Annotated in this window: 13 protein-coding genes; 4 read left to right on the top strand and 9 right to left on the bottom strand. The window is 63.6% G+C overall.

What is annotated here, in order from left to right:
• Positions 1-7: 7 nt before the first annotated feature.
• Positions 8-904, bottom strand: coding sequence for an exodeoxyribonuclease VII large subunit (locus ACHIRB_RS13135; RefSeq protein WP_395124705.1), 897 nt, complete (start codon positions 902-904; stop codon positions 8-10).
• 157 nt (positions 905-1,061) lie between these two features.
• Between ACHIRB_RS13135 and ACHIRB_RS13130 the strand changes: the two genes are divergently transcribed.
• On the top strand, positions 1,062-1,601 hold the full coding sequence (locus ACHIRB_RS13130) for a Dps family protein (RefSeq protein WP_395117646.1): 540 nt from the start codon (positions 1,062-1,064) through the stop codon (positions 1,599-1,601).
• Between the two features lie 140 nt (positions 1,602-1,741).
• On the top strand, positions 1,742-2,056 hold the full coding sequence (locus tag ACHIRB_RS13125) for a hypothetical protein (RefSeq protein ID WP_395124706.1): 315 nt from the start codon (positions 1,742-1,744) through the stop codon (positions 2,054-2,056).
• Between the two features lie 86 nt (positions 2,057-2,142).
• Here the strand turns inward: ACHIRB_RS13125 and ACHIRB_RS13120 are convergent, their stop codons facing one another.
• Both ACHIRB_RS13120 and ACHIRB_RS13115 read right to left on the bottom strand, forming a co-directional pair.
• Positions 2,143-4,458, bottom strand: a complete 2,316-nt coding sequence (locus ACHIRB_RS13120) for a putative bifunctional diguanylate cyclase/phosphodiesterase (RefSeq protein ID WP_395124707.1) — start codon at positions 4,456-4,458, stop codon at positions 2,143-2,145.
• Between the two features lie 169 nt (positions 4,459-4,627).
• Positions 4,628-5,122 carry a MarR family winged helix-turn-helix transcriptional regulator gene (locus tag ACHIRB_RS13115; protein ID WP_395117640.1) on the bottom strand — a complete coding sequence of 165 codons (495 nt, stop codon included), beginning with the start codon at positions 5,120-5,122 and terminating at the stop codon, positions 4,628-4,630.
• Between the two features lie 95 nt (positions 5,123-5,217).
• On the opposite strand from ACHIRB_RS13115, the gene ygiD reads away from it, so the two are divergent.
• Positions 5,218-5,997 carry a 4,5-DOPA-extradiol-dioxygenase gene (gene ygiD / locus ACHIRB_RS13110; protein WP_465254675.1) on the top strand — a complete coding sequence of 260 codons (780 nt, stop codon included), beginning with the start codon at positions 5,218-5,220 and terminating at the stop codon, positions 5,995-5,997.
• Here ygiD and ACHIRB_RS13105 read toward each other — a convergent pair.
• The 4 genes from ACHIRB_RS13105 to ACHIRB_RS13090 all read right to left on the bottom strand — a co-directional run bounded on the left by ACHIRB_RS13105 (position 5,988) and on the right by ACHIRB_RS13090 (position 8,547).
• A complete protein-coding gene (locus tag ACHIRB_RS13105; RefSeq protein WP_395117636.1) occupies positions 5,988-6,494 on the bottom strand; it encodes an SRPBCC family protein in 507 nt (168 codons plus the stop codon). The two genes, ygiD and ACHIRB_RS13105, sit on opposite strands and share 10 nt — an antisense overlap.
• A gap of 40 nt (positions 6,495-6,534) precedes the next feature.
• The gene (locus tag ACHIRB_RS13100) at positions 6,535-7,395 is read right to left on the bottom strand and encodes a class I SAM-dependent methyltransferase (protein WP_395117634.1); all 861 of its coding nucleotides are present in this window, start codon (positions 7,393-7,395) and stop codon (positions 6,535-6,537) included.
• Between the two features lie 196 nt (positions 7,396-7,591).
• The gene (locus tag ACHIRB_RS13095) at positions 7,592-7,987 is read right to left on the bottom strand and encodes a YciI family protein (RefSeq protein ID WP_395117632.1); all 396 of its coding nucleotides are present in this window, start codon (positions 7,985-7,987) and stop codon (positions 7,592-7,594) included.
• 77 nt (positions 7,988-8,064) lie between these two features.
• On the bottom strand, positions 8,065-8,547 hold the full coding sequence (locus ACHIRB_RS13090; RefSeq protein ID WP_395117630.1) for a DUF6194 family protein: 483 nt from the start codon (positions 8,545-8,547) through the stop codon (positions 8,065-8,067).
• A gap of 63 nt (positions 8,548-8,610) precedes the next feature.
• Between ACHIRB_RS13090 and ACHIRB_RS13085 the strand changes: the two genes are divergently transcribed.
• Positions 8,611-9,327, top strand: a complete 717-nt coding sequence (locus tag ACHIRB_RS13085) for a MerR family transcriptional regulator (RefSeq protein WP_395124740.1) — start codon at positions 8,611-8,613, stop codon at positions 9,325-9,327.
• On the opposite strand, the gene ACHIRB_RS13080 is transcribed toward ACHIRB_RS13085, so the two are convergent.
• On the bottom strand, positions 9,312-11,042 hold the full coding sequence (locus ACHIRB_RS13080) for a GMC oxidoreductase (RefSeq protein WP_395117626.1): 1,731 nt from the start codon (positions 11,040-11,042) through the stop codon (positions 9,312-9,314). The genes ACHIRB_RS13085 and ACHIRB_RS13080 overlap by 16 nt on opposite strands.
• A 189-nt stretch (positions 11,043-11,231) precedes the next feature.
• Positions 11,232-11,663 carry a nuclear transport factor 2 family protein gene (locus tag ACHIRB_RS13075; RefSeq protein WP_395117624.1) on the bottom strand — a complete coding sequence of 144 codons (432 nt, stop codon included), beginning with the start codon at positions 11,661-11,663 and terminating at the stop codon, positions 11,232-11,234.
• Positions 11,664-11,670 lie beyond the last annotated feature (7 nt).

Here is an 11,670-nt window from a genome sequence, read left to right as displayed (position 1 = left end):
GACCCGACTAGCTGGACCTCGGCTTGCGGCGCCCGAACCTCGCGCCGCGGGGCTGGCCTGGCTGCGCGTCCAGTTCGGCTGCCAGTGCATTTCCTAGTGCTAGAGCCGTGGTGAAGGACATCGTTGCTGCCCGGTCGACAAGCGTGGTGTTGTGGCTCTCACCGATCGCGGTGAAAACAGGCACCGCGCAGCCTTGTACGGCCCTGGCCAGCTCTTCGCTGTCGAACGGTCGCAACGACAACCAGTCGCCGCCGCCGCGAACGATGAGCACTAGCTGGGTGCTCTCGGCATCGACGGCGGTCAGCGCAGCTACGAGGCTGGCAATGGCGTCGGATCCGCTGACGACAATGCCGTCAGGTCGCTCGAGGGTGAGGTTCTTTCGAGTGATCACCGGCTCGACTGCAGCGAGTACGTCGGCGCGGGTGGACGAGTGAGCCGAGCTCAAGAGCGTGACTGTCGAAATCGGCCGTGGCCACGGCGCGGCCTCGAAGTCGCGGCAATGGATATCGCTGCCGAGCAGTCTGTCCGGATTGCCGCGCGAGGTGAGCAGGCCTTCCACGGCAAACCTCAGTCCGCGCGCCCATGCACCGAGCTCGCCGGTCGGCCTGACCTCCGTGGCGCTCAAGTAGACATCCGAATCCTCGTGCTCCGAGCGCAGGACGCCGGAGACCGTCGCAGCGGACCCGACAGTCAGGACATCGGGCAGACCGACGCCCTCGATGAAACCGTCACGCTCCGGCGCGATGTCGCGACCGATCCGCACGTCCACGACGGGCGGGTAGTCCGGATGGTCGACCGCAAAATCGAACCGGTAGCCCCCCTTGTATGGGTAGGCGGTCACACATTCGCCGTAAATAGTGACCAGGCTGGCGTGCAGGTACTCGCGGTCGGGTTGAAAGTCCACGTCCAGCCCCCTTTCGCGGATGTCTGTATCGACAAGTACACCGGCTGTGGAGCGCTCGCGCAAAGCGACGGTGAGACGAAACACTGCGGACCGGATGAGTAGTTCGGCGCGACCTTGGGTAACCGGTCGGTAGTCAATCGAAGGAGATAGGAAAGTTATGGCCAAGTTCACGTTGCCGGGTCTGTCCGCAGAGCAGGGCGCAGAGGTCGCAACAGTGCTTCAGGAACGACTGAGCGCATACAACGACCTGCATCTCACGCTCAAGCACATCCACTGGAACGTTGTCGGTCCGAACTTCATCGGAGTTCACGAGATGATCGACCCGCAGGTCGAACTCGTTCGCGGATTTGCGGACTCGGTTGCCGAGCGCATCGCCGCCCTCGGCGGATCGCCGAAGGGCACGCCAGGTGCGATCATCTCCGACCGCTCGTGGGACGACTACTCGGTAGGCCGCGACAGCGCGCAGGCGCACCTCGCCGCGCTGGACCTTGTCTACATCGGAGTCATCACCGACGGCCGCAAGGCTATTGCCAAGGTCGGCGACGTCGACCCGATCACCGAGGACCTGCTGATCGGCCAGACCGGTGATCTCGAGCAGTTCCAGTGGTTCGTCCGCGCACATCTCGAGAACTCGGGTGGCTCGTTGATTCACGAAAACGGTCACACCGAGAAGGAAGCCGCGAGCCAAGCTCGCTGATCCGGCGATAGGGAGGTCGGCACACGGGAAGTTGCCAGCATCGTGCCAGCCGACCCCCACCTTCCGGGCGTCAGATGGGATGTGGCTTCGCCCCGTCGGGGCGTCGTCCCATTCGAGATACGCCGGAAGGATCGACGAAGATGATCGAGAAAGTCACGAAGCACCGCAGGACACTGGCCAAGGTCGCGATTACTGGAGCGCTCGTCGCTGTCCCGATGACGGCGGTGGCAGTACCTGCCATGGCCGACCCGCTCCCGGGCACGACCCAAGCCGATCGCGACTGGAATCACGACCGCGACGGGGACGGACATCGCCACGACCGCGATGGGCGCGATCAGTGGCAGGACCCAGGACAGTGGCAGAACCCGGGCCAATGGCAGCAGCAGGCGCCGCAGTCCGGGTTGCCGGCGTGGCTCAGTGCATTGATCCCGAGCGGACTGTTCGGCAGCAGCTGACTGTCCTCCTGCATCGCACGCTCCACTATCGACCGCCATGCGCGGGAAACCGCGTCTGCGGTAGGTGAGTGGAGTGGCTAGCAGCGTCAGGCGATCGAGGTCAGCTGTGAGCCGAGCTGTGGAGCCCGGCGACTAATCCACAGGGTGAGCTCTTCGGCAGGTAGCGGCGGACTGTGGTGATAGCCCTGGGTGATGTCGCAGCCGTATTGCCGCAGCGCAGCGAGCGTTTCTGTATCTTCGACGCCTTCGGCAACCAACAGCGCGCCGAGGCTGTGTGCGAGCGCCGCCGTCGAGCGGACGATTGCGATGGATCGTTCGGACGGGAGCCGGGAGACGAACACCTTGTCCAGCTTCAGCTCGTTCACCGCGAGATCCTGCAGGTGGGCGAGTGACGAACAGCCGGTGCCGTAGTCGTCGATCGATAGTCCGACGCCGAGATCCTGGAGGGATTCGACAACATGACGCGCTCGGACGGAGTCCGTCATCAATACGTTCTCCGTGATCTCCAACGTCAGGAACGCCGCAGGCACGTCGTAGGTGGTGAGCAGCCTGTCGATGTCGGTGACAAGCGCGACGTCCATCAGATTGGTGATGGACAGGTCCACGGCGACCCCGATTGGGGACCCGGCGTCTCGCCAGCGACGAGCTTGTCGTAAAGCGAGCTCGAGCACGATCGTCGTGAGCGGTCGCATCAGGCCCGCCTGCTCCGCATGAACCAGGAACTCGTCCGGTAGCAGCAGGCCACGCGTCGGATGCTTCCAGCGCACCAGTGCCTCGACACTGCGGATCGTGCCGTCGTTGGTGTCGACCTTCGGCTGATAGTGACACGTCAGCTGGCCGGAGGTGATGGCCGTGCGTAGTTCCTCGATCGTTCTGGCTCGGTCGAGAATGTGCGCGTCTTTGTCGGCGTCGTATACGACGATCGAAGACTGTGTGCTCTTGGCGCGATACATCGCGACGTCGGCGCGCTGGAGTAGCTCGTCAGGTCGAGCGCAGTGCTCCGGGCAGAGCGCGATACCGATGCTTGCGGCAACGTGGACCGTGATCTCCTCCAGGTCGAACGGTGCGCGTAGTGCCTCTACCAGCCGTTCTGCCAGTGCGTGTGCAGTTTCGGTGTCGGCGCCGGCCGGTAGGACCACAGCAAATTCATCGCCTCCGAGGCGAGCGAGCAACTCTCCCGTTCGCACCGATCGCGAGAGTCGGTCGGCGACTTGGACGAGCAGGCGATCTCCGACGTGGTGGCCGAGAGAGTCGTTGATTTCCTTGAATCGGTCGAGGTCCATCAGCAGCAATCCTGGGCCGGCCATGGGCGTGGGGCCTGATTGCAGCACGTGTGTGAAGGAGTAGGTCGACAGCGCGGTTGTAACGGCACGACGATTGGCGAGTGTTGTCAATTCGTCGGTTCGTGCCTGTTGGTGGCTGTCGGCCAATGCGCTGATCTGGTTGAAGGACATGACCAACCGGCCGGCAACCGCGACGATGGTGAACGCGGACAGCAGCACGGCGAGCAGCGGGATCGGCAGTGTGTGGTCGAGGACGAGCAGACCCACCGCCGTCACGGTGCAGACCAGGGGCGGAATCAAGATGGCGAGTCGCGGGAGCGAGCGATCGGCTCGGGCGACCGGTTTCAACCAGCTCGCCGCAGCGATCAGAACGAATGCTGCGGGCCAGCCCGCGTCCGGCAGGTACCCCTCGGTGAAGGTGCCGTCGCCGGTCCTGAACAGATAGTGGATGTCCGCCAACGCGTACAGCGCGAGTCCGGTAACGAGTAGTGCCCAGCGCGGGTCCGAGCGCCAGCCGACCGCTGTCAGCGAGCCGACAGCGAGGGCTAGAAGCAGCAAATCTCCTGCGGGATAAGCTAATCCGACAAGGACCGCCGTTTGGGATCCACCTATGGACGCACTGATCGGTCCGAACGCTATCGCTGCGACAACGGCGGCGAGGGTCAGGCCCGCGGTGCATCCGTCGAGCCAGATTGCGGCGGGCAGCCCGGGTCGACGCACGCGCAACAGGACGACGAGACCGGCGTAGACGAGCGGGTAGAACGCCAGGTAGGCGGGGTCGGCGATCGATGGGGAGTGGCCGTCCGGAACCAGTACCGCGAACAGCACATCCCCTATTCCCGCGCTGGCCATGCCGGCTCCGATGAGCAACCACGCCGACCGTTCCGCTCGGATATAGATCCCGCGTGCAGCGACGAGCGCCGAAGCGCCGAGCGTCAGCGCATCGAAGAGCCAGTTGTCCAACAGCACGATGCGGCCTTCGTGGGACCGCAGCACCGTGGACAGAGTAAGGCCGGCAAGGCTGACGAGAAGAATGACAAATAGGACCCGGACGGAGCGAGGCGCGGTCGTAAAGCGGGATTCGATGTCGGAGCGCGCGCCGGGTATCGATTCGCTCACGAACTTTCTCCCTCGACGAACCGCTCAGACACTTGTCCCAAAAGGCGGAAAGACCGGATCCCGAGTCCAGTCTGTTACACATATCAAAACACGTCGTCGGCCTAGTTTGAAGAGGGTTTTCATACTTTAGGTATTTTTCTTGGACGGCTCTCGCCAAGGTCCGGCTTACCTACTTTTCCTGCCGCGCGGCACTACCCGGCATCGTTCGCAAAAGTGCGTCGCACACGCGGCCGAGCTCGCTGGTCGTTTCGTCGTCGAGTCCGGAAAACACCAGCGATCGGACCAGTTCGACATGACCCGGTGCGGCGCGTACGAGTTCGGCACGGCCGTTCTCGGTCAAGACCGCGAGCATGGCCCGGGAATCTGTCGGGGACGGTTCGCGACGAACCCACCCACGCTTTTCCATACGCGTGACGACGTGGGAGATGCGGGAAAGCGACGCGTGGGATCGCGCGGCCAGCCAGCTGAGCCGGATGGAGTTGTGCGGTGCGTCGTCCAGTTCGACGAGAACGCTGTACTCGAAGTGCGACATACCGGAGTCGCGCTGCAGCTGGGCCTCCAGCGCGGCGGGGAGTGTGATCATCACATTGGCCAGTTTTCGCCAGGCGACTTGCTGATCGGCCGTCAACCACTGCGGATCGTCCATGGCGTCGAGTGTACTCATTTTGTTGACGCTTAAACTAAAAGCCGATACGATTGAAGCATCAACTAGTCGAAGTCAGCGTCGGAAGGAATTCGATGACCGCCACCGCAGTACGTATGCCTGCGGCATTCATCGGTCATGGAAATCCGATGAATGCGCTGGAGCGAAACAAATACACGCGGGCGTGGCGCTCGTTCGGCGAATCGATTCCGCGCCCTCGCGCAATCCTGGTCGTTTCGGCTCACTGGTACACCAATGCGACCGCGGTAACCGCGATGCCGAAACCTCGAACGATCCACGACTTCTACGGCTTTCCGCAGCCGCTGTTCGATGTCGAATACCCCGCTCCCGGATTGCCCGAGCTTGCGACCGAAGTCGCCGACCTCGTCTCCCCGACCTGGGTTGGCCGCGACCTCGACAGCTGGGGCATCGATCACGGCACGTGGTCCGTGCTTGTGCATGCGTTCCCCGATGCGTCCATACCGGTGGTGCAGCTCTCGCTCAACGCGTTCAAGGATTTCGATCATCACCTCGAACTCGGCAGAAAGCTATCGGCCCTGCGTGACTCCGGAGTCCTGATCGTCGGCAGTGGCAACGTCGTCCACAACCTGCGCGCAGTCGACTTCGCCAAACCGGAGGCAGGCTTCGACTGGGCCTACCGTTTCGACGATGCCGCACGAGAAGTGTTGCAAGCCAACCCGACCGAGGTCGCCGCTCTCGACAGTCACGCAGATTTTCGCAATGCCGTACCGACGCCGGACCACTTTCTGCCGCTGCTCTACATAGCCGGCCTGGCCGACACCGAACCCCTCGACCTACTCGTCGACGGCCACGCCGCCGGGTCGATCTCCATGGCGTCCTACACCCTCGGGATGCCGCCCCCGGTTCAGGCCTGAGCCGCGCCGAGTACCCGCTCCAGATTGCGCAGCGTGATGTGAATGTTCTTGCGCTGGAAGGCTGCGAACGACGGTGACCCAGTCACGATGCGGTCGAAGGCGGCGGCAACGGAATCGGACCAGCCGCGACGATCGTCGTGCCACGTCTCGGTGACCTTCGTCCCGCTACCCTGCGGCTCGAACCTGTACTCCCAGGAGGCGATAGGTCCGCGAAGGCGAGGGGTGCCGATGCCGATGACGTGTACACGGAAGGCGAAACGCTCGCCAGGATCGGCTGCCGTGACAGTGCAGCGCGTCGTCCACCGTGCGAGCCCACGCTTGTTGCGCCCCTCGAACACCATTCCGACATAGGCGCCGTCCCGAGGTTCGAGGACAGTCGCGCCCTGATTCTCCGGACTCCACTTCCCCATCTGCGTTGGGTCGCTGATGTGCGAATAGACGGTCATCGGGTCGGCAGCAACATAGATGCTGTCGGATACGGACATATCTCGACTCATGCCACCATCGTGTCACCGACCCGCGCCCGACCGCCGTCGGCTACCGCTTCTGTGCGGTGACCAGCAGGTATTCCAGTGCCCAATCCGAGTGTGCGGCACCGGCTGTGCGGTCGTCGGTACGGGTGAGGAATGCCTCGAAGTCGTCGTCGAGCGCGGCGACGCGATCCGGATCGCCCGCGACCGCGTTGTAGACCGCAATGGTGGGTCCGTAGTTGGCTTTGAAGAATTCCCGCATCTCGACGGGCGACGCGAACTTCCGCGCAGGCCGCACGGTTCTGCGTGTGAGCGTGATGTTGTCGACGCGATCGCCGAACAGTTCGCGGACGTGGTCCTCGTCGCCCCAGAGTGGCGGCGGCTGCGCACCGGCAGGCGGCGGCGGTGCGTAGGGACCCATGGTCTTGAACAGCTGGCCGATCACACCTGCCGGCGTCCAGTTGATCATCGCGATCGTTCCGCCGGGGCGACAGACACGGATCATTTCGTCCGCGGTCTGCTGATGATGTGGCGCGAACATTGCTCCGACGACGGAGAAGACGACGTCGAAATCGTCATTGGCGAAGGGCAGTGCTTCGACGTCGGCTTCGGTCCAGGTCAGGTCGAGGCCACGTTCCGCCGCACGTGCACGACCGACGTCGAGCAGTTCCGGCGTCAGGTCGGAGGCGACGACGCGCGCTCCCAAGGCCGCAGCAGGCAGCGACGCGTTGCCGGCTCCTGCCGCAACATCCAGGACGTGTTGTCCCGCAGTAATTCCCGCGGCCGCGACGATCGTCGGTCCGAGGTCTGCGATGAGGTCCGTGGCTACGGCCGGGTAGTCCCCCGATGCCCACATCGAGCGGTGTTTCGCTTTGAGGGCTTTGTCGGCATCGGTCGACGTGATGGTCGGGTTCACGGTGGATGTCATGTGGTCTCCTTGCGGCGTTGCACCGGTGCACGGTGACGAAATTCGAACTCGTCAACCATGCGGCCGGGCGCCGAAAGCTTCCAGATATCCGACGGTGGTGGACCGTCCACTCGCGGGTGCGCACATTCGACCCAGGGGGAGGTAGCGATCTTGCGACGGCTGTGCTGCCTCGAATGCGCGCACCAGTCGGGCGGGCTTACGGCAACAGATCTTCCTTGTGCTCGACGAGTGGTCGAACGTCGGCAAAACTGTCCGCGAACACCCCGCCAGGACTCGGGCACCCTGCAAGCCGGGCGGCGATTTCGGTTGCCCTGTCGAAGCTTTCGCATTCGACGACCCAGTAGCCTGCGATTACCTCCTGCGTTTCGGCATAGGGTCCGTCGGTGACGACCGGGGCGCCGGCTTGTACCTGCACACGTCGAGTGTGGACGGGTTCGTCGAGTCCCCGGGTTTCGACGAGTTCACCCGATTCGACGAGATCGTTGGTGAACGACTGCATGAATTCGCCCATTGCGGCGAAATCCTCGGGCGCCCAGCCTGCCATCGTCGCGTAGTCGGCCTGCGAACCGTAGGTCAGGATGATGTATTTCATGGTCTTGATCCTCTCGTTGGGTTGCCTTCACCGAAGATGTCGAAGCTGGGCACGCCGTCCGGACATCGCTACGAGAACTATTTTGATCGAGTTCGACGCTCGTATGTGTCTCGTGCCCGGCTATGCGCCGACCTGAGTAGTTCGTGAACCGTCGGGGTGGTCGCTGTGCCCGGATCGACGACGCTCACCCAGCCGGCGCTTGCGTAGACGGGATGTGCAATCACCACGTCCGCAGTGCTCGGATCGACGTCGTCCGTCTCGGATTCCCGTGGCACTGATTCCCGCGTCTCGCGGCCGATCAGTGTGCGGAACGTCGAGGCGACGACGGCAATGTTCACGCGATAGGTGTCGGGTCTGTCGAGGCGGGAGCCTTTGTCGTCGGGATAGTCCTTCGTCACGATGGTCGCGAAGGGTTGCGTTCGTGGCACCACCCCGTCCGGTGCGTAGTAGAAGAACAGATCACCCCAGCTGATCTCGGGGGATCCGTCGCCGGGTTGCGGTTCGAGGGTGAGGACGCCGTCCAGGTCGCCGATGTAGCTTCTGATCTCGTCGAGGCTCATGTGTTCTAGCGTGTCATTCAAGTCCCTGTGGAGACTTCGACGCAGCAGAGCTGGGAGGATCCGATGGAAGGTCGCAAGTCACCCCTTGGGACCGCCGACGTCGCGCGGGAATCGCGATACTCCGTTCAGCAGATCCGCAATCTGGAGCGCGACGGTGTGCTGCCCGACGTTCGGCGTGGACCGACCGGCTATCGGATCTACTCCGACGTTCATGTCCACGCTGCCCGGGCCTATCGAGAACTGGCTGCCGGCGTCGGACCCGTCGAGGCCAAGATAGTGATGCGAGCGCTGTACACGCTGCCGAAGAAGGATCTGCTCGAACTACTCGACGCTGCGCACGCGCGATTGCATGCTGAGCGCCAAGATCTCGCTCGAGCACAACAGGCTGTTGCGGCGATCGCTGCGGAAACGATCGACGATTCTCGTTCGTCGGATGCGATGAGCATCTCCGAACTCGCCGACGCACTAGGAATCAGACCGTCGACGCTGCGGCACTGGGACGCCGAAGGGCTCGTAGTTCCTCGTCGCACATCCACCGCCGAAGCCCGAATGTACGCGCCGAGCGACGTGCGGGACGCGCGGATCGTGCACCAGCTGAGACTTGCCGGCTACGGCATCGAATCGCTACGAGCGCTGCTGCCGGACCTGCGCAGCACTCGACGGTGGACCGACGTCGGCGAAGCGTTGGCAGCACGCGACGTCAGCATCACAAACCGTTCGTATGCGCTGCTGCGCGCCGCCGCGGCGCTCGCGCCCCTCCTCGACTACGTCGACACGTGATCGCTCGGTACGACGACCTTCGTTGGCTGCTTGTCGGAAGCTGTGATCTCCACGATCGGAAGTCGCAGCGCGCCCGTCGCAAAGTCGGGAACCGCAGCACATTTCGGCCGAACCGGTTCGATCCGCTGGTAGGTGGCTCCGAGTGACGATCGGGTGTCTGCCTCGCCCTTGTTTGGCCAGAACGCCATTGCACGTTCTGCCTGCGCGGTGATGGTGAGCGAGGGGTTGACACCGAGGTTGGCTGTCACGGCCGAACCGTCGGCGACGTGCAGACCGGGATGGCCGTAGACCCGCTGGTAGGGATCGACGACGCCGGTCTCGGGTGAGTCGCCGATGACGCAGCCGCCGATGTAGTGCGCTGTCGCCGGAATGTTGAAGATGTCCATCGCGAGGCTGTGGGTATCGCCTTCGATCTTGTCGGCGAACCGGCGGCCGATGTCGTGGGCGACCGGGATCCACGTCGGATTCGGTTCTCCCGTCCCCTGTTTGGTCTTCAGCAGGCCGCGGCGGCGGTACGACGTCAGCGAGTTGTCCAGCGATTGCATGATCAGCAGAATCACCGAACGATCGGAGGCGCCACGGGCATTGAGGCTGCGTGCGAACACGATTGGATGCAACACGATCGCGAGCAGGAACCGCAGGAAGCGGAATGCGCCGCCGTCCACGATCGGGACCGACATCGGGAACAGTGCGTTCTGGCCGGAACCGTAACGGCAGACCTCGACGTGGGTGTCGGCTTCCGGATGGATCGACGACGTGATGGCGATGCCCTGCGCGAAGTCGGTGCGCTTGTTGCTGACGACGTTCAGGATCGCTTCGGAGTTGCTTCGGGTGAGCTCGCCGAGCGTGGGTGACAGATTCGGCAGCGTTTCCTCGTCGCGCATCTTGTGCAGCAGCTTCTGGGTGCCGAGCGCTGCTGCGGCAAAGACGACCTGTTCGGCGGTGAACGTCTTGCGGCCCTTACGGATCCAGCGATTCGACTGCACCGTCTCGACGGCGTACCCACCACTGGCAAGCGGCTCGACTTTGGTCACCGTCGTCAACGGGTGGACTTCTGCGCCACCCTGTTCGGCGAGATAGAGGTAGTTGGTTGTTGTCGTGTTCTTTGCGTTGTGCGGGCAGCCGGTGAAACACCGCGCACAGTGCACGCAGCCGGACCGGCGCGGACCCGCACCGCCGAAGTACGGATCGTCGACCTCTTCGCCTTCGCGACCCTCGTTGAAGAACACGCCGACGTTGGTCATATGGAAGGTGTCGCCGACGCCGAGGTCGTCGGCGATGTCACGGATGACCTCGTCGGCAGGCGTCATCCGTGGATTGGTCGCGACGCCGAGCATGCGCTTCGCCTGGTCGTAGTACGGGGCGAGTTCGCTGCGCCAATCGGTGATGTGCGACCACGCTTTGTCGGTGTAAAACGCGGGCAGGGGTTCGTAGAGGGTGTTGCCGTAAATGAGCGATCCGCCGCCGACGCCCGCGCCGCTGAACACCGCGCACTTGCCGAGGATGCTGATCCGCTGCGGACCCGTCATGCCGAGTCGGGGTGCCCAGATGGATTTGCGAACGTTCCAGTTGGACTTCGGGTAGTCGCCGTCGTTCCAGCGCCGACCTGATTCGAGCACACCGACGCGGTAGCCCTTCTCGGTCAGTCGCAGCGCGCTCACGCTGCCGCCGAAGCCGGATCCGATCACCAAGACGTCGTAGTCGAAGTCTGTCATTTGTTGTCCTTCTCGGTCGGTGGCGTCGCTATCGAACAGTCAACCCCTACTCATGATCACGTGCACGCATTCGAGTGGCCAGATATTGCTGGCCAACAAATCGATATTTCCGGCCAAAGGCCCTCCGGGCTCGTGAGTCTTTTTGGAGGGCGGGGCGCTCCGAAAGTGCGCACGAGGCGCGTAGCGCCCTTATCGCCGCCAGAGCAGATCGATTTCGACTCGCGCGAAGCGCCAGCCCTCGTCCGTCCGCACGGCGTCGTAGCGATAACGAACGCCAAGTGAGGTGTTGACCTCGGGCTCTGCCGCCCGCGGGACCATCGTCGCGATCACGTTCGCCGCTACCGTTGCGGTATCGCCATCGAGGTGGACCTGCACGTCGCCGACGTGATGCTGCGTCGTCTCGAAGTCCTGATGATTGCGGACCACCATCTCGATGATGGCGTCCAGTCCCTCGACCACGCCACCGGGCGTCGCCGCGTCGGCAGTCGCGAGATACAGGTTGCGAAAGTCCTCGAAGTTCTTGCTGTCGATGGCCCCACCCACCGCATGTGCGAGACGCGTCAGTTCGTCGCGGTCGAGCAACTCCAGCAGGCGGATCGATTGCGCGATCGTGAAGTCCACTGGCTCT

The sequence above is a fragment of the Antrihabitans spumae genome, assembly GCF_043944905.1.
GTDB lineage: Bacteria > Actinomycetota > Actinomycetes > Mycobacteriales > Mycobacteriaceae > Antrihabitans > Antrihabitans spumae.
The sequence above is the reverse complement of the archived record's forward strand: the minus strand, read 5'-3'. Positions and strand labels throughout refer to the sequence as shown.